Here is an 18,296-nt window from a genome sequence, read left to right on the forward strand (position 1 = left end):
AGGCCCCCTCGCACCTGCGCGATCGGGGCCTTCGCGGCTCCGTCCCACTCGCTTGAAGGACACCGCTCGTGAGTTACCCCAACCAGAACAACCCCTACGGGCCGCCCCCGGGCCAGCAGCCCGGCTACGGCTACCCCCAGCAGCCGCCGCCCCCGCAGCCCTCGCCGTACGGCCCCTACCCGGGCGGCGGCCCGATGCCCGGCATGCAGCCGCAGTACCCGATGGTGATGCCGGGCGGGGTCAAGGCCGCCCGCATCCTGCTGTACGTGCTCGCCGGCCTCAACCTCATCGGCCTGGTCCTCGCCGTCGTGGGCCTGGGCGGCGTCAGCCGGGCGTCGCACGACGCCTCCCCGTACACCGGCTCCGACGACATCATGGCGATGAACATCGGCAAGGGCCTGCTCATCGCGGCGATCGTGGTCATCGTCATCTTCACCGCGGCCGCCATCACCCTGGCCACGCAGTTCGCCAACGGCGGCGGCGGCGTCCGCGTCGGCACCATCATCTTCGGCGTCGCCACCATCATGCTGAGCCTGTTCAGCTTCCCGATCGGCCTGGTCCACACCATCCTCGGGATCCTGGTGCTGGTCTTCGTCGCCAAGGACGAGGGCAACGCCTGGTTCAGCCGGCCGCGTTACTGACCCGCGCGCCCGCACACCACGAAGGGCCGCATCCCCGGGCGGGGATGCGGCCCTTCACGTCGCTACGCCGTCGGTCCGTGCACCGGCTCAGTGGAAGAAGTGCCGGGTCCCGGTGAAGTACATCGTCACGCCGGCCTTCTCCGCCGCCTCGACGACCAACTCGTCGCGCACCGAACCACCGGGCTGCACCACGGCCTTGACGCCGGCCTCCGCCAGCACCTCGAAACCGTCCGGGAACGGGAAGAACGCGTCCGACGCCGCGTACGATCCGCGCGCCCGGTCCGCACCGGCCCGCTGCACCGCCAGCTTCGCCGAGTCCACCCGGTTCACCTGGCCCATGCCGACACCGACCGTGGCACCGTCCTTGGCCAGCAGGATCGCGTTGGACTTCACCGCGCGGCAGGCCCGCCACGCGAAGGCCAGCTCCGCCAGCTCCCCGGCGGGCAGCGCCGCGCCCGTCGCCAGCGTCCAGTTGGCCGGATCGTCGCCGTCCGCCTGCAGCCGGTCGGTCTCCTGCAGCAGCGCGCCACCGTCAACCGCCTTGACCTCGACCGGGTTCGACGGCGCGTCGGGACAGCGCAGCACCCGGATGTTCTTCTTCCGCGACAGGATCTCGACCGCGCCGTCCTCGTAACCGGGCGCCACGATGACCTCGGTGAAGATCTCGGCGACCTGCTCCGCCATCGCCACCGAAACAGGACGGTTGACGGCGATCACCCCGCCGAACGCGGAGAGCGAGTCACAGGCGTGCGCCTTGCGGTGCGCCTCGGCGACCTCCGCGCCGACCGCGATCCCGCAGGGGTTGGCGTGCTTGATGATCGCCACACACGGCTCGTCGTGGTCGTACGCGGCCCGGCGCGCGGCGTCGGTGTCCGTGTAGTTGTTGTACGACATCTCCTTGCCGTGCAGCTGCTCGGCCTCGGCGAGACCGCCCTCACCGCTGACGTAGAGCGCGGCGCCCTGGTGCGGGTTCTCGCCGTACCGCAGCACGTTCTTGCGGGTGTAGGTGGCGCCGAGGAAGTCGGGGAAACCGGAGTCGTCGGCCGCCGCGTAGTCACCCGCGAACCACGACGCCACCGCCACGTCGTACGCCGCCGTGTGCTGGAACGCCTCCGCCGCCAGCCGCTTGCGCTCGGCGAGCGCGAAGCCGCCGTCGGAGACCGCCTTCAGGACGTCCGCGTAACGGGCCGGATTGACGACGACCGCGACGGACGGGTGGTTCTTGGCGGCCGCGCGGACCATCGAGGGCCCGCCGATGTCGATCTGCTCCACGCACTCGTCGGGGGTGGCGCCGGAGGCAACCGTCTCCCGGAAGGGATACAGATTCACGATCACCAGGTCGAACGGCTCGACACCCAGGTCGGCCAGCTGCCGGCGGTGGTCCTCCAGGCGCAGGTCGGCCAGGATCCCGGCGTGCACCTTCGGGTGCAGCGTCTTGACCCGGCCGTCGAGGCACTCGGGGAAGCCCGTCAGCTCCTCGACCTTGGTGACCGGCACCCCGGCCGCGGCGATCCTCGCCGCCGTCGAACCGGTCGACACGAGCTGGACGCCCGCCGCGTGCAGCCCCTGCGCCAGCTCCTCCAGACCCGACTTGTCATAGACGCTGACCAGCGCGCGGCGGATGGGCCGCTTCGAACCTTCGGCGGTGGCGGTCACGAGATACGTACCTTTCGTCCCTCAATGCGGTAGCCGTGCCGGGCCAGACGCCCCACGACCTCGACGAGCAGCGATCGCTCGACTTCCTTGATGCGCTCATGCAGCGCGGATTCGTCGTCCTCGTCCCGGACCTCCACCACGCTCTGCGCGATGATCGGGCCGGTGTCGACCCCGTCGTCGACGAAGTGGACGGTGCATCCGGTGACCTTCGCGCCGTACGCGAGCGCGTCACGCACGCCGTGGGCACCGGGAAAACTCGGCAGCAGCGCCGGATGGGTGTTGACGATCCGGCCGTCGAAGCGGGCCAGGAACTCCTTGCCCAGGATCTTCATGAAGCCGGCCGACACCACCAGGTCGGGCCCGTACGACGCGGTCGCCTCGCTGAGCGCCCGGTCCCAGTCCGCGCGGCTCCCGTGGTCCTTGACCCGGCACACGAACGTCGGCAGGCCCGCCCGCTCGGCGCGCTCCAGGCCCACGATGCCGTCGCGGTCGGCGCCGACGGCCACGATCTCCGCGCCGTACGCCGCCGCGCCCTGCGCGGCGATCGCGTCCAGCAGCGCCTGCAGATTCGTCCCGGAACCGGAGACGAGCACGACGACGCGGGCGGGCCGGCCGGGATCGGCGGGCGGCACCGCGTGGACGGGCGCTGAGGCGGGGACTGAGGCGGAGGCTGGGGACGAAGCCACGGCGGGGCTCTTTCTCGATCTCGCGTGCGGTGAGCTCACCCGAGCCCACATGCCTTGTCTGGTCGCATGCCCGGGGTGGTGCGCATGCATTGTGTGGTCGTACAAGGCCGCGGGTACCGAAAATCCGGGGAACCCTACGAAGGCGCCGACCGTCAGCAACGATACCGGCACACCGCGCGGCCCCCGCGGGACGGGTACAGGGACGGGAGGTAGCGTCGGGCGTAAGACTGCATGCAGTTCGTGGTAACCGGGCGCCGGCCGCGAGGCCCGCGTACGGACGAGACAAGGGGAAGACACGCCTCAGATGACGGACCGACGCCGCCGCGCGGCCCTCCTGCTCCCTCCCCCAGCTACCGCTGGGTGGTACCCCCGACCCGTCACCACCCCCGGGGCGGTGCTGCTGCCGCGCGAGCGCAAGTCGTCCTCCTCGAAGCCGTCGTCCCCGGCTTCCACGGGCTCCGACCGTGACAACCCCTTCGCCCCGCCACCCGTCGGCACCCCCGACCGGGAATGGCGGCCGCGCCACCCGGCCCCGCACACCCACGACCAGGACCCCGCACGGGGCCAGGGACACGACCAGGGGCAGGGCCGGGACCCCGGGCAGGGCCAGGGCGGCCAGGAGCAGTCACCGCAGGACGAGCCGCCGCGGAACTGGGGCAGCCAGTGGAGCCCCCGGCAGCCCGGCCGGCAGAGCGGAGACTTCGGCACCCGACCCGGCGGCCGCAACGGCCAGCCCAACGGCGGCCCCGGCGGCCCCGGCAACCTGCGCTGGGACCCCACCGACCCGTCGCAGCGCCGCGCGCGCTACGCGCTGCTGGCCGGCATGTGGGCGTTCTTCTTCGTCCTCTTCAGCCTCCCCGAGGTCTCCCTGCTGCTGGGCGCACTGGCGATCTACTGGGGCATCAGCTCCCTGCGCGCCAAGCCCGACCCCGCGAAGACGACGGCCGCCGCCACCACCGCCGCGATGGAGGGCCGCCCGACACCCGGCACCCCGGAGGACCGCCCCACCCCCGGCGCGACGGAGAGCCGCCCGACCTCCGGCACGACGGAGAGCCGCCCGGCCTCCGGCGCCCCCGCCGCGGCCACCACGGGCCCCCGCCCCGCCACCCCCTCGGCACCGGCCCCCGGCACCACCCGCCCGCAGGTCACCGCGGCGATCGCCGGCCTGGTGACCGCCTCCCTGGCACTGATGATGGTGGCCGCCACCTTCACCGTGCAGCTCGTCTACCGCGACTACTTCACCTGCGTGAACGACGCCCTCACCCAGTCCTCCAGCAAGTCCTGCGAAAACCTCCTCCCCAAGGAACTCCGCCCCCTGCTCAGCGTCCAGGAGTAGGCGGGGGGGCAGGAGCGGCCGGAGGGTAGGAGCAGCCGGGGGGCAGGAGCAGCCGGGGGGCAGGAACGGCCGGAGGGCAGGAGTAGCCGGAGGGTAGGAGCAGCCGGGGGGCAGGAGCAGCCGACGGGAGCCACCGGGGAGACCTTCCCCGCCCCTCTCACACCCTCTGACATGGGCAGCACCCCCAGCCCCCTCCCCCATCACCCTCCGTAGCGATTAACCACCCTCAGCAGGAACTAGTCACTCTCCGTATTCGTTGCCGTAAAAGGAAGAGAACGCGGAGGCAAGGCGAAGCCACCGGCAGAACCCACCCCGGAGCTCCCGACAGAGGCGCCCCGACAGCCCGCACCGACGCCCTCTCCGCGCCCACCGCCACTACCGCCGGCGGTCCCGGCGGATGCTGCGACGGTCGCTGCGGCGGTGGCTGTCACTGCGCCGGCGGTCGTCGCTGCGCCGTTGGTCGTCACTGAGCCGGTGGCGGCCGGGTTTCTGGTGCCGTCGGCCAGGTCTCTGGTGCCGTCGGCGTCGGCGGAGCCGTGGGGCTGCTCCCCCACTGAGTCGCCGCCCCCGTCTGCTCCCGCCCGCCGCCCCGCCTTCGCACGCGCCGCGGTGGCCGCCCTCGTCACCCTCTGCCCTGCCGCCTGGCTCCCCTGGCTCGCCGTGCCGCCGCGGGTGGCGCGCGCCGCCCGCAGCCGCCAGGCGCGGGCTGCCAGCGCGCCGGGGATACCGATCAGCGCCGTCCAGGCCGCAGCCGCCAGGCCCGTACGCCACCAGCTGGGACCGAAGGCGGCGAGCGCGTTGTTGCCCAAGGCTCCGCCGGCGAGGCCCGAGAGCACCGCCACGAGGGCACCGCAGACGGCGGCGGCCAGGCCCGCCACGCAGGCTGTCGTCCACCAGGGCCACGCCCCTGTCGCCGTCGGCGTACCGGATGCCGCCGTCTCGGACGAGGCCGTCCCGGAGGGCGTCGCCCCGGACGGCGTCGCCCCGGACAGCCTCGCCCCGCACGGCGGCGCCCCGGGTGCCGGAGTCTCAGATGAGGCTGTCGCGGACGTGGCCGGCTCCGATGACGCTGTCGCGGACGAGTTCGTCTCGGCCGGGGCCGTCTCGGGCGCCGGCACCGCGGGCGTCGATGCGGGGCGTGGGGTGGGCGTGGCGCAGTGGGCGATGTGGCGGGCCAGTAGGGCGCCCGCGCAGAGGGGTACCACGGCGACGGCCCAGGTCAGAGGGGTTCCGGGGGTGGCAGAGACAGTCTCCGGCAGGGCGCCGAGCAGGGGCAGTGGGGGCGGTACGGGGTGCGGGGAGGCGCCGAGTGGGCCGATCACGCTGTCCGCGCCGAGGGTGAAGCCCGGGCCGAGGCCGTACGCGGCACCCCAGACGGCCGCGTTCGGCAGCAGGAGGAGGCACAGCAGCAGGACCGTCGCGCGGCCCGCCCAGTCGGGCGCGAGCTGGAGGAAGTCCTGGCGGACCCGGCCAGCGTGCAGTCCGAGTGCGAGCAGGGTGAGCAGCGCACCGGCGACGAGCAGGGCGAGCAGGGCTACGCCGGCGGCCTGCAGTGCGGCGGCGGCACGCGGGCCGCCGAGCCGGGCGCGTACCCGGTGCGGCAGCTTCGCACCGGCCCGCCGGAGCCGGGCGGGGAGCAGGGCAGCACCGGCCGGCCCGAGGACGTGCCAGGTCGTGGCGGCGAGGGTGGCGAGGGCCGTGCCCGGTACGTACAGCAGGACGCTGAGCGCGTTTGCTTGCAGATGGCCCGCCGAGGTGTAGAGCAGCACGCCGGCCGCGACCAGCAGATAGCCGGTGAGCAGGGCGCCGAGGAGAGTGCGGGGGCCTGGATCGGCCGGGGTGGTGGAGTCGGCGGATCTGGCGGATCTGGCGGAACTGACGGAACTGACGGAACTGACGGATCTTGGGCCGGTGCCACCCAGTTGGCCGGTGTCACCGCTTTGACCGGCAGCACCGCGTAGGTCGATGCCATCGCGCAGGCCGGCGCCATCGCGCAGGCCGGCGCCACCGCGTAGGGGTGTCGTTCGTGGGGTGGTGACGGTAGGCAGGGCGGTGGCGACCGGGGTGGTGTCGTTGCCCCCGCCATCGACTCCCGAGGCGGTGTCGTTGTCCCCGCCATCGACTCCCGGGGCGGTGTCGTCGTCCCGGCTGTCGGCTCGCGGGGTGACGGTGCCGGCCGGGCGAGCGGATTCGGGGGTGGTGCCGGCACCCCGTACGGACCCCGGCGGGCTTTCGCATCCCGCAGTCGCGCCGAGCCGATCCGTACGTCCCAGCTCCCTCCCGGCCGGACGCGCGTCTCCCACCCTCGGGTCGCCGCCTCCCGGCGCCGCGCGTCCCGGGCCCCTGCCGGTCCGGCCGGGGTCGGCAGGTGCGGGGGCGGTGGCCAGGGTGTGGCGGGCGGCGCGGTGCAACAGCCAGACCGGGAGTACGGACAGCAGCAGCGGGGTGACGGCGACCGGGGCCGCGGCGCCGGAGGGGGTGGCGGTGCGTACGAGGTCGCCGCCGTGCGCGAGCAACCACAGGTCGGCGGCGAGGTGGAGGGCCCGCGAGGGGCCGCTGTCGGGGTACGGGGAGGCGACCCACAGCAGCAGCACGGCCACCGTCAGGGCGCCCAGGCCGAGGCCGGCGGCGGTCACCCCGCCGACGAAGGCCGCGCCGATCGCCGAGGAGCGCCGGGCGGCGGTCCGGCCGTGCGAGGAGAGGGTGGGGCCGCGGTCGGTCAACTGGCTCACGCGGCCATGCTGCCAACAACACCCTTTTCATCCGCGTACTGGGCAAATGATCGACGTGTCGCGTATGCCGTGTGTGTCGCACCGGCTCCGTCGATCCTGGTTTTCCACACTGCTGGGTATGACGCAGCGCGAGCAGAATCCGGCCGCCACCGCCTTCGACGACCTGCACTCCCGGCACGCCGCCGGCCTGACCCGGCAGGCGTACCTGCTCACCGGCCGCCCTGAGCTGGCCCGTAGGGCCGTGGAACGCGGCTTCCGGCTGGCGTGGCAGCGATGGCCTCAGGTGGCGGTGGACCCGGACCCGGCGGGATGGGTGCGGGCGACGGTGCACGAGGGGGCGCTGACGCCCTGGCAGCGGCTGTTGCCCTGGCTGCGGACCGCCCGGACGGCGCAGGAAGTGCCGCCCTCCGTGGCACCGGCGGACCGCGCGCTGCTGACGGCGGTGCTGCGTCTGCCCGCGCCGTACCGGCGGATGCTGGTGCTGCACGACGGGGTGGGGCTCGGGCTGTACGAGGCCGCGATCGAGGTCGAGGCGAGCACGCCGGCCGCCGCGAGCCGCCTGGCCCACGCCCGTGAGCGGGTCGTAGCGGAGCTGTCGGGCAGGGAACTCGCGGGCGGGAAGCTGTCACGCGCGGAGTCGTCACGTGCGGAGTCGTCACGCGGAGGGGAGCAGGGTACGGAGGAGCAGGGCGTGGAGAAGTGGGGTGCGGATACGGCGGGGGACGAGGGGTGGCGGGGCCGACTGGCGGTGTTGGCGGCGACGTTGGAGGTGGCGCCGCCGGCCGTACGGCAAGCAGCCGCACCGCAAAGGGTCACCGCGCAGGCGGTCACACCTGCGGCGGCCGCGCCGCTGCTCCGTGCCGAGAGTGAGCGCAGCGCGCGCCGGCTCACCAGGGTGACCTTTGCCCTGACCGGGCTGTTCGCGCTGGTCACGTTGTCCGTGGCGGTCGTCGCCCCGGACCGTGGGGCCCCGCCGTGGCAGCGGCCCCTGGTGACCGCGCCGGTCGCGCCGGATGGGCCGGTGCAGCCCCGCGAGGCCCGGCTCCTCCCGGAAGCCCGCTGAGCCCGGGGGGACGGAATCAGCCCGAGCCCCGGCCGGGAAAACCGGATCCGCCCCGGCTGCCCGCCGCACCCCGTAAAGCCAGTAAGGCCAGTGGGGACGGCAGGGCCGGTAACTGCCCACGCTCCGGGCCCAGTTGGGCCGTCCGGGCGCCGGTGAGCGAGAACAGCCGCGGGCCCGTACCCACCAGGGGTACGGGCCCGCGTCCCGCTGTGCACGGCAGCACTGCGCCGCAGGACGGGTCCGGCGGTGCGAGCCGGCAGGTGGTCAGCCGACGAGGATCTCGCGGGCCAGGCGCGCGGTCTCCGACGGGGTCTTGCCGACCTTGACGCCGGCGGCCTCGAGGGCCTCCTTCTTCGCCTGGGCGGTGCCGGAGGAGCCGGAGACGATGGCGCCGGCGTGGCCCATGGTCTTGCCCTCGGGCGCGGTGAAGCCCGCGACGTAGCCGACGACCGGCTTGGTGACGTTGGCCTTGATGAAGTCGGCCGCACGCTCCTCGGCGTCGCCGCCGATCTCGCCGATCATGACGATCAGGTCGGTGTCGGGGTCCGCCTCGAACGCCGCGAGGGCGTCGATGTGGGTGGTGCCGATGACCGGGTCGCCACCGATGCCGACGGCCGAGGAGAAGCCGATGTCACGGAGCTCGTACATCATCTGGTAGGTCAGCGTGCCGGACTTCGACACCAGGCCGATGCGGCCGGGCTTGGTGATGTCGCCCGGGATGATGCCGGCGTTGGACTGGCCGGGGGTGATCAGGCCGGGGCAGTTCGGGCCGATGATGCGGGTCTTGTTGCCCTTGGACTTCGCGTACGCCCAGAAGGCGGCGGAGTCGTGGACCGCGATGCCCTCGGTGATCACGACGGCGAGCGGGATCTCGGCGTCGATCGCCTCGACGACGGCGGCCTTGGCGAAGGCCGGCGGCACGAAGAGGACGGAGACGTCGGCGCCCGTCTTCTCCATCGCTTCCTTGACGGAGCCGAAGACCGGGACCTCGGTGCCGTCGAAGTCGACGGAGGTGCCGGCCTTGCGCGGGTTGACACCGCCGACGATGTTGGTGCCGTCACCGAGCATCAGCTTGGTGTGCTTCATGCCAGTGGCACCGGTCATGCCCTGGACGATGACCTTGCTTTCCTTGGTCAGGAAGATAGCCATGGTGGTTAGTGTCCTCGTCCCTCTTACTTAGCAGCAGCCAGCTCGGCGGCCTTGTCGGCCGCGCCGTCCATGGTGTCCACGCGCTGGACCAGCGGGTGGTTGGCGTCCGACAGGATCTGACGACCCAGCTCCGCGTTGTTGCCGTCGAGGCGCACGACCAGGGGCTTGTTGACGTCCTCGCCCTTGGACTTGAGCAGCTCCAGGGCCTGGACGATGCCCTTGGCGACCTCGTCACAGGCGGTGATGCCGCCGAAGACGTTGACGAACACGGACTTGACGTCCGGGTCGCCGAGGATGATCTCCAGGCCGTTCGCCATGACCTCGGCGGAGGCGCCGCCACCGATGTCGAGGAAGTTGGCGGGCTTGACGTTGCCGTGGTTCTCACCGGCGTAGGCGACGACGTCGAGGGTGCTCATGACGAGGCCCGCGCCGTTGCCGATGATGCCGACCTGGCCGTCGAGCTTGACGTAGTTGAGGCCCTTCGCCTTGGCCGCGGCCTCGAGCGGGTTGGCCGCGTCCTTGTCCTCGAGCGCCTCGTGCTCCGGCTGGCGGAACTCGGCGTTGGCGTCCAGGGAGACCTTGCCGTCCAGGGCGATGACGTCGCCGTTGGCCACCTTGGCGAGCGGGTTGACCTCGACGAGGAGCGCGTCCTCGGCGATGAAGGTCTCCCACAGGGTGACGAGGACGTCGGCGACCTTGTCGGCGACCTCGGCGGGGAACTTCGCCGCGGCGACGATCTCCTGCGCCTTCTCCTTGCTGACGCCGTCGTTGGCGTCGACCGGGATCTTGGCGAGCTTCTCGGGGGTCTTCTCGGCGACCTCCTCGATGTCCATGCCGCCGGCGACGGAGGCCATGGCCAGGAAGGTGCGGTTGGTGCGGTCGAGGAGGTACGAGACGTAGTACTCCTCAAGGATTTCCGGCGCGGTCTCGGCGATCATCACCTTGTGGACCGTGTGGCCCTTGATGTCCATGCCGAGGATGTCCGTCGCGCGGGCGACGGCCTCGTCGGGGGTTCCGGCCAGCTTGACGCCACCGGCCTTGCCGCGGCCACCGACCTTCACCTGCGCCTTGACGACGGACTTGCCGCCCAGCCGCTCGGTCGCCTCGCGGGCTGCCTCAGGCGTGTCGATGACTTCACCGGCCAGCACCGGTACACCGTGCTTGGCGAAGAGGTCCCTCGCCTGGTACTCGAACAGGTCCACGCGCGTCCGTCCCTTGTCTTCTCAGAATCGCCGTAGTGATCGCGGTTCGTTCGTCTGCGATGGGCGTGCCGCGAAGGGCAACGTGACGGCGCTGTCACAGGGGAGGCGTACACGGTGACCGGATACGCGGCATGTCCGTCTCGCAGGTTATCGCCGCAGGACCTGCGGCCCTAAATCGCAGATCACACTCCAGCGGTGATTACGGTCACAGATCTTTTGGCCAAGTTACGCCTTCTCGTGATTTCCGCATGTCGTCGGCGGTTTTCCGACGTCGTTGCGCGATTGGCGAGGAGCGAGGAGCGGGAATCCCGGCGTGATCGGCGTATAGGGGTCCGGCCGGCCGTGGAAAACACAAGGCCGGGCGGCCCTCCCCCACAGAGGTCCGCCCGGCTGTTCTTGGTGTTCCGGTGCTGTTCGGCCGCCGCCGCGGCCGACGCGCCGGTGGTGCGTCCTGAGGGCTCAGATGGCCTGGACGGGGAGGGTCGGCAGGGCCGGGAGGACCGGCAGGGCCGGAACGTTGGCGGCGTTGGTGAGACGGGCCAGGTCGGCGGGCACGGCCGGGACGGCGACGGCGTCGGTCAGGTGGGCCGGGACGGCGGGCACGGAGGGCACCGAGGGAACGGAGGGCACCGACGGAACCGACGGGACGGACGGCACCGACGGGACGGACGGGGTCGCGGGCAGGGACGGGAGCGGGGTCGCGGCCTGCACGCCGGCGACGGCCTTGGTGGCGGTGCCCTTGCCGTCGGTCACGACGACGGTGGCCAGGCCCTTGGCGAACGGGACGGCGTCGGCGCCGGCATCCTGGCCGAACGCCACGGCGTCGGCGGCCTTGCCCTGCGCGAACGGCACCGCGTCGGCGGCCTTGCCCTGCACGAAGGCGGTCGCGTCGGTGGCCGCGCCCTGCGCGAACGGCACCGCGTCACCGGCGGCACCCTGCACGAACAGCTGCGCCTGGCCGCCGACGACGGTCACGAACGGGGTGGCCTGGGCGGCCGCGTCACCGGCGAGCCGGCCGGCGCCGCCGGCCGCGCCCTGGGCGACCGGCACGACCTTGACGACGATCCGACGGGCGACGGGCGGCAGCGCGTCGGCGGCCGCGTTGTCGACGACTGGGCGGGCGGTGGCCAGCGCGGCCTGGGCCTGCTGGGTCAGCTGCTCGGGACGGATGCCGGCACCGGCGAGGCCGGCCAGCAGGTTGTCGGCGGAGCCGGGGGCCTTGGGCAGCGCGGGGGCCTTGGGCAGCTGGGGCAGGCCACCGGGCAGGTCGGCGGAGGGCACGCCCGGGGTGGCGGGCAGCGACGGAACGGAGGGCACCGAGCCGTCCGTGAGGTGGCCGAGCTTGCCGAGGTCCGCGGCCTTGGCGACCTTGACAGCCTTCTTGACGGCCTTGGTGACCTTCTTGGCCTTCTTCGCGTCGACGGTCTTCGCGACCTGGCCGGTCTTCGGCAGGTCCGCGCCGCCCAGCAGCTGCTTCGCGCCGTCCACGGCGCCGGTGGCGTCACCGACCTGCGGCAGCTTGCCGGTGGGCAGGTCCTGGGTCGACACACCGCCGAGGGCGCCGGTCGCCTTGCCGGTCACGCCGCCCACCGTCTTCTGCGCGGGGCCGGCGACCTTCTTGACCGTCGTGGTGGCGGTGCCGGCCACGTCGCCGGTGGGCAGCTGCCGGGTGGCGTCGGTCACCGTGCCGGTGGCGGGCAGGTCCGTGGAGACGGGCAGCTCGGCGGCGTTGGCGGCGACGGAGCCGAGGGCCCACAGGCCGGTGGCGGCAGCGGCGACGACGACGGAACGACGGATGGTGGAACGCATGGAGATGAAGTCCTTTGAATTCAGGAGGGTTTAAGGGCAGACCTGTCCCGCCCCCGCGCGGCAGGTCCGGTTACAGACGCGGAGCGGTCTGCCCTAGCCCGGGAATTCGAGGATTTCTTCGGCACGCCGACGCGTCGGAGCGCCATCGGCCGTGCGGACGCCACCGGGCAGCAGCCGGAAGCGCGGGGAGTGTGCCGGGGTGGTGGCCTGGTGGTCCCCACCGCGGGGGCCGTGGCCGTCACCGGCGGTGTGCGGGGCGGGCGCCGACGGCGCCTGCGGGAGCTGGCCCGGCAGGCCGGGGTGGCCCGGGTCCCGCTGCTCGTGGACGGTGGTCCGGGAGAGCCCGGCGTCCGTCGTGTGCGAGCCGTCCGTGCAGCGCGCGGGCCGGGCGGCGGTGCCGTCCGCCGGCGTGCCGGTCCGGGGACCGGCCTGCTGCGCGTGGCCGGGCGTACGGCCGTGCGGGTGCGCCGCGCCGTCGCCGGGCCGCTGTGTGTGCGCGTCGCCGGTCGGGAGGTCGACGGGCAGCACGGCACCGGCCGTGTTCCCGAGGTCCTGTACGGCGTGGCTCACCGGTTCGGTGATCCGGCCGGTGACCGGTGCGGTCCGCTCGGCGGCGGGGCGTACGGCGTCGGCGAGTTCACGGGACGCGGCCTGCGCGCCGTCGGTGAGCTGCGTACGGGCGGCCGTGCCCTGCTGTGCGGCCGTGGCGTCGGAGCCGGCGAGCCGGTCCGTGCCGTCGGCGGCCCCGTCCCGGGTGGCGGCCCGGTCCGGGTCGGACGCCTCGGACGAGGCCCGGGCCGGGGACGTCGCCCCGGTCAGGGCCTGCGAGCCCGTACGGTCGTCGGCGTGGGCGCCGGGACCGAAGGCGAAGCCGAGGGCGACGAAGCCCACCAGGAAGAGCCCGGCCAGCAGTGCGCGCCGCGCGGCTGCCGCGCGCGGCAGGCGCACGGCCGCAGGCAGGGCGAGCACAGCGGACAAGGAGGGGACCTTCCCATACGGACGGGGACACTCGGGCACGACGGCCTCGGTGTCACGCGCGTCGCGGGCGATCGAGCGTTGCCCTGATCCTTGCACGAGGTGCCAGGTGGCACGCAAGTCCGCCCGGTGCATCGGTCACCGTTGCTCCGCCATGTCCGGTATGGGCAGCGGTCGTTTCTCCAGGGCGGCCGCCATGACGTCCGGGAAGAGGTCCGGTGTGCAGGCGAACGCCGGTGCGCCCAGGGCCGCGAGGGCCGCGGCGTGGCTCCGGTCGTAGGCCGGCGCGCCCTCGTCGGAGAGGGCGAGCAGGGTCACGAACTGCACTCCGGACGCCTGCATCGCGGCGACCCGTTTGAGCATCTCGTCGCGGATACCGCCTTCGTAGAGGTCGCTGATGAGGACGACGACGGTGTCGGCGGGGCGGGTGATGCGTGACTGGCAGTAGGCCAGGGCGCGGTTGATGTCGGTGCCGCCGCCGAGTTGGGTGCCGAAGAGGACGTCGACGGGGTCGTCCAGTTGGTCCGTCAGGTCGACGACGGCGGTGTCGAAGACGACGAGTCTGGTGTCGAGGGCGCGCATGGACGCGAGGACGGCGCCGAAGACGGAGGCGTAGACGACCGAGGCGGCCATCGAGCCGGACTGGTCGATGCAGAGCACCACGTCCTTTTTGACGGACTGTGCGGCCCGGCCGTGGCCGATGAGCCGCTCGGGTACGACGGTGCGGTGTTCCGGCAGGTAGTTCTTGAGGTTCGCCCGGATGGTGCGGTCCCAGTCGATGTCGCGGTGGCGTGGGCGGCTGATGCGGGCGGAGCGGTCGAGGGCGCCGCCGAGGGTGGCGCGGGTGCGGGTGGCGAGTTTCTTCTCCAGCTGTGCGACGACCTTGCGGACGACGGCCCGTGCGGTCTCCTTGGTGGTCTCGGGCATGACGCGGTTGAGCGAGAGGAGGGTGCCCACCAGGTGCACGTCGGCCTCGACCGCTTCGAGCATTTCCGGTTCCAGCAGGAGCGCGGACAGTCCGAGCCGTTCGATGGCGTCGCGCTGCATCACCTGCACCACGGAGGACGGGAAGTACGTGCGGATGTCGCCGAGCCAGCGCGCGACGCCGGGGGCGGAGGCGCCGAGTCCTGCCGTGCGCCGTCCGCGGTCGGTGCCCTGGCCGTCGGCGCCCTTCTGCCGGCCGTAGAGCGCGGTGAGGGCACCGTCCATGGCGGCGTCGCGGCCGTGGAGTTCGTGTCCGGTGCCGTCGGCGGCGGCGCCGAGGACCAGGCGCCAGCGGCGGAGGCGTTCGGAGCCGTCGTCGCGGGTGGTCGTGGTAGTGGTCAACTCGCCACCTCCGTGAGGTCGTCGAAGCCGCGCTGTCCGTGTCCCAGCAGCAGTCGCAGGGTGGGGAGGACGGCCGCGGCGCGGTCGCGGTCCAGGCCGGGGCCGAAGCCGGGTGTGTCGGTGTCGGCGGCGGGTGCCGGGCCGGGTGTCGTGGTCGTGGGGCCGCGGCGGGCGAGTTCGCCGAGTGTGCGCCGCACCCCGGTGTCGTATGCGGCGAACGTGCGGCGCAGCAGGGGCAGTACGTCGGTGAACGCGCCGTCCGGGACGCCGGTGAGCCAGCCGTCGAGCAGGGCGAGCAGCCGGGTGTCGTGGACGAGCAGCATGCCGCCGTCCCCGCTGTCACCGTCGCCGGCGAAGCCCTCGATCCAGCCGGCCGCGTCGGCGGGTGGGGTGCCCGGTGAGAGGGCGAGTCCCATCAGCCGCTCGGCTCCCCCGTCGGCCAGGGCGCCTTCGTCGAGCAGCAGCCGGGTCGCCCGGCCGCGGATGAGGCCGGGGACGGTGTCCCGTTCGCTCAGTGTGCGCAGCACGTCGGCCCAGCGGGCGCGCAGGTCGGCCGGGCGGGCCGGGGGTGCGGTCCGCTGTCCGGTCCGCGGTCCGGCGGGGGGTTGCGGGGGGTTGTCCTCCTGGGCGAGGAGGGCGACGGCCCGGTGGGTGGCGTCGAGGTGGCCGCGCAGTTCGGCGGCGCCGTCCGCGTCCAGTCCGGGGCAGGCCGGTGGCAGTCCGACGAAGACCCGTTCGGCCAGGCCCGTCGCCACGTCGCGGAGTGCCGTGGCGTCGGTGCCGCGGACGTCGCCGTAGCGCACGGACCGTACGAGGGCGGGCAGCGCCCGGGCGAGGTGGCCGACGTCGGTGTCGAGGGCGGCGCGGTCGGCGAGTGCGCGCATCACCACCGGGAGGGCGTCCGGGAGTGCGGCGAGCAGGCAGTGTTCGGCGAGTGCGGTGACCTCGGCGAGGGAGGTCGCCGCGGTGGCTTCGGTGGTGGCCTTGGCGGTGGCCGCGGTGTGCACGGTGGTGCCCCAGACGCCGGCCTCGGCGACGCGCACGGCCAGTTCGGGTTCCCAGCGCAGCTGCCAGGTCTCGCGGAAGGTGCCGGTGCTGCCGCGGGAGCGGGCGGGTTCGCCCCAGGGGATGCCGAGCAGCCGCAGCCGGTGCAGCAGGCGGCTGCGTCCGGCGTCGGTGTCCTTGCGCAGGTCGAGCTGCAGTTCCCGTTCCAGGGCCTCGGGTTTGAGCCGCAGCGTCCGCTGGCTGCGGGTGAGGTCGCGCTGCAGGGGGACCGCGGGGGCGTCGTCGGGGACCTCGCCGAGGACCTCGCCGACGACCAGCCGGTCGTGGATGAGGGAGGACGGCGCGTCGGTGCCGTCGCCCATGACGGCGCGGATCGCGTCGTCCAGTTCGGTCAGGCCGGCCAGTGGGCGGCCGCGGACCGTGGCCAGTCCTTCGGCGAGCCGTACCGCTTCGATGACGTGGGCCGAGGAGACGGCGTAGTCCTCTTCCCGCAGCACTCCGGCGACCTTGGTCAGCCAGCGTTCGACGGGGCGGTCGGGGGCGCTGAAGAGGTGGCCGTACCAGCCGGGGGAGGCGATGCCGGCGCCGTAGCCGCTGTGCCGGGAGAGCCGCCGGTGGGTCCACGGCACCCAGGTGGTCGCCACCTTGGCCTTCGGCAGCCCCTTGAGCAGCTGCCGGTCGGCGGCCACGGTGGTGCGCCGCGCCAGCGCCGGGACGTGCCAGGCGCCGCACACGACGGCGAGGTCGTCCCCGAATTCCTTGCGGGCGGCCCGCAGGCGGAGCCGCATGTGGGCCTCGCGGAGCGGGTCGCGGTGGTGTCCGCCGTCGCCGTACGCCTCGCGGAGCGCCGCCATCGCCTCCGCCAGCGCCGCGAACGGGGCCAGTGGATCCGCGTCGGGGTGCGCCCCGTCGGGCGCGGTGCCGCGGTGCTCGATCACGTCCTCCCACCAGCGTTCGGGGTCGTCGTAGCCGGCGGTCCCGGCCAGTGCCCGGATCGGGTCGATCCGTACGTCGGTGGCGTCGGGGGCCGCGCCGTCGGTGGCCCGGTCGGTGTCGGTGCTCCCGTCGTCCTGCGGCATCGCCAGGGTGTGCGCGGCGGGCAGGTCGATGAAGCGGACGGGGACGTCGTGCCGCAGGGCCCAGCGCAGCGCGACCCATTCCGGGGAGAACTCGGCCAGCGGCCAGAACGCGGCGCGGCCCGGATCGTCCTGTACGTGGGCGAGCAGCGCGACGGGGGGCCGCATGCCGTCCCGGGCGGCCAGTGGCACCAGTGCGTCGGCCTCGGGCGGTCCTTCGATCAGGACCGCGGCGGGTGCGCACCGCTCCAGTGCGGCGCGCACCGCCCGTGCCGAGCCGGGGCCGTGGTGCCGCACGCCGAGCAGCGCCGGCCGGGGGCCGTCCGCCGTGCGCCCGCTCATGCGCTCACCTCGCGGCAGGCGCGGTAGAAGTCCTTCCAGCCGTCGCGTTCCCGTACGACCGTTTCGAGGTACTCCTGCCAGACGACCCGGTCGGCGGCCGGGTCGCGGACCACAGCGCCCAGGATGCCGGCGGCCACGTCACCGGAGCGCAGTACGCCGTCGCCGAAGTGGGTGGCCAGTGCCAGGCCGTTCGTCACCACCGAGATGGCCTCGGCGGTGGAGAGGGTGCCGGACGGCGACTTGAGTTTCGTACGGCCGTCGGTGGTGCGGCCGTCGCGCAGTTCGCGGAAGACGGTGACGACGCGGCGGATCTCGTCGAGGCCCTCCGGGGCGGGCGGCAGGTCCAGCGAGCGGCCGATCTGGCCGACGCGGCGCGAGACGATGTCCACCTCTTCGTCGGGTGTCGCGGGCAGCGGCAGGACGACGGTGTTGAAGCGGCGGCGCAGCGCGCTGGAGAGTTCGTTGACACCGCGGTCGCGGTCGTTGGCGGTGGCGATGAGGTTGAAGCCGCGGACGGCCTGCACCTCCTGGCCCAGTTCCGGGATGGGCAGGGTCTTCTCCGACAGGACGGTGATGAGGGTGTCCTGCACGTCGGCGGGGATGCGGGTGAGTTCCTCGACCCGGGCGGTCATGCCGTGGGCCATGGCGCGCATCACGGGGCTGGGTACCAGGGCGTCGCGGCTGGGGCCGTTGGCGAGCAGCTGGGCGTAGTTCCAGCCGTAGCGGATCGCTTCCTCGGGGGTGCCGGCGGTGCCCTGCACGAGGAGGGTGGAGTCGCCGCTGACGGCTGCCGCCAGGTGTTCGGAGACCCAGGTCTTGGCGGTGCCGGGCACGCCGAGCAGCAGCAGCGCGCGGTCGGTGGCGAGCGTGGTCACGGCGACTTCGACGATGCGGCGCGGGCCGACGTATTTGGGTGTGATGACCGTGCCGTCGGCGAGGGTGCCGCCGAGGAGGTACGTGGCGACCGCCCAGGGCGAGAGCCGCCAGCGCGCGGGGCGCGGCCGGTCGTCGGCGGCGGCGAGGGCCTTGAGTTCGTCGGCGAAGGTGTCTTCGGCGTGCGGTCGCAGCGCTTCGCCGCCCCCGGTGTCCGGCGCCGCTGCGGCCGGCCGGGCGGGGTCGTTCCCCGCCGCGTCGTGCGTCGTGTGATCGGTGGTCTCGGACATGGCTCCCCCTAGTCGCAAGGACTGCGGCCGACACCGCGGAAATCCCTTCGGCCGCTTGCTGGATCAACCCTGCACCACACCACTGACAACGCCCCTGGAACCCGCTCTGACCTGCGGTTTCGATGTGGGCGAGGG

13 protein-coding genes are annotated in these 18,296 nt (G+C 73.5%); 3 read left to right on the forward strand and 10 right to left on the reverse strand.

Annotated elements, in window-relative coordinates; genetic code table 11:
• The first annotated feature begins 68 nt into the window (after positions 1–68).
• Positions 69–641, forward strand: a complete 573-nt coding sequence (locus SL103_RS31640; RefSeq protein WP_069572387.1) for a hypothetical protein — start codon at positions 69–71, stop codon at positions 639–641.
• A gap of 87 nt (positions 642–728) precedes the next feature.
• Here SL103_RS31640 and purH read toward each other — a convergent pair whose 3' ends face one another.
• A complete protein-coding gene (purH, locus tag SL103_RS31645) occupies positions 729–2,297 on the reverse strand; it encodes a bifunctional phosphoribosylaminoimidazolecarboxamide formyltransferase/IMP cyclohydrolase (protein ID WP_069572388.1) in 1,569 nt (522 codons plus the stop codon).
• A complete protein-coding gene (purN, locus tag SL103_RS31650) occupies positions 2,294–2,983 on the reverse strand; it encodes a phosphoribosylglycinamide formyltransferase (protein WP_432215374.1) in 690 nt (229 codons plus the stop codon). The genes purH and purN overlap by 4 nt, the downstream gene beginning before the upstream one ends.
• Positions 2,984–3,287: 304 nt before the next feature.
• On the opposite strand from purN, the gene SL103_RS31655 reads away from it, so the two are divergent.
• Positions 3,288–4,319 (forward strand): hypothetical protein, encoded by a 1,032-nt coding sequence (locus tag SL103_RS31655; protein ID WP_069572390.1) that lies wholly within the window; start codon positions 3,288–3,290, stop codon positions 4,317–4,319.
• A 236-nt stretch (positions 4,320–4,555) separates the two neighbouring features.
• On the opposite strand, the gene SL103_RS39030 is transcribed toward SL103_RS31655, so the two are convergent.
• The gene (locus tag SL103_RS39030; protein WP_069572391.1) at positions 4,556–7,051 is read right to left on the reverse strand and encodes a cell division protein PerM; all 2,496 of its coding nucleotides are present in this window, start codon (positions 7,049–7,051) and stop codon (positions 4,556–4,558) included.
• Between the two features lie 118 nt (positions 7,052–7,169).
• Here SL103_RS39030 and SL103_RS31665 point away from each other — a divergent pair, with 118 nt between their 5' ends.
• The gene (locus SL103_RS31665; protein ID WP_069572392.1) at positions 7,170–8,114 is read left to right on the forward strand and encodes an RNA polymerase sigma factor; all 945 of its coding nucleotides are present in this window, start codon (positions 7,170–7,172) and stop codon (positions 8,112–8,114) included.
• Positions 8,115–8,378: 264 nt separating this feature from the next.
• On the opposite strand, the gene sucD is transcribed toward SL103_RS31665, so the two are convergent.
• The 7 genes from sucD to SL103_RS31700 form a co-directional block, all read right to left on the reverse strand.
• Positions 8,379–9,263 carry a succinate--CoA ligase subunit alpha gene (gene sucD / locus SL103_RS31670; RefSeq protein WP_069572393.1) on the reverse strand — a complete coding sequence of 295 codons (885 nt, stop codon included), beginning with the start codon at positions 9,261–9,263 and terminating at the stop codon, positions 8,379–8,381.
• A gap of 23 nt (positions 9,264–9,286) precedes the next feature.
• Complete coding sequence (gene sucC, locus SL103_RS31675; protein ID WP_069572394.1) at positions 9,287–10,465, reverse strand: ADP-forming succinate--CoA ligase subunit beta; 1,179 nt, start codon at positions 10,463–10,465, stop codon at positions 9,287–9,289.
• 459 nt (positions 10,466–10,924) lie between these two features.
• Positions 10,925–12,274 (reverse strand): hypothetical protein, encoded by a 1,350-nt coding sequence (locus SL103_RS31680; protein ID WP_069572395.1) that lies wholly within the window; start codon positions 12,272–12,274, stop codon positions 10,925–10,927.
• A gap of 93 nt (positions 12,275–12,367) precedes the next feature.
• Entirely contained in the window at positions 12,368–13,252 is an 885-nt protein-coding gene (locus SL103_RS31685) for a hypothetical protein (protein WP_164492919.1), read from the reverse strand.
• Between the two features lie 135 nt (positions 13,253–13,387).
• Complete coding sequence (locus tag SL103_RS31690; RefSeq protein WP_069572397.1) at positions 13,388–14,575, reverse strand: VWA domain-containing protein; 1,188 nt, start codon at positions 14,573–14,575, stop codon at positions 13,388–13,390.
• Entirely contained in the window at positions 14,572–16,998 is a 2,427-nt protein-coding gene (locus SL103_RS31695; RefSeq protein ID WP_069572398.1) for a DUF5682 family protein, read from the reverse strand. Before SL103_RS31695 ends, SL103_RS31690 begins: the two co-directional genes overlap by 4 nt.
• On the reverse strand, positions 16,995–18,161 hold the full coding sequence (locus SL103_RS31700; protein ID WP_208870003.1) for an ATP-binding protein: 1,167 nt from the start codon (positions 18,159–18,161) through the stop codon (positions 16,995–16,997). The genes SL103_RS31695 and SL103_RS31700 overlap by 4 nt, the downstream gene beginning before the upstream one ends.
• Positions 18,162–18,296: the final 135 nt, after the last annotated feature.

It is taken from the genome of Streptomyces lydicus (assembly GCF_001729485.1).
GTDB lineage: Bacteria > Actinomycetota > Actinomycetes > Streptomycetales > Streptomycetaceae > Streptomyces > Streptomyces lydicus_D.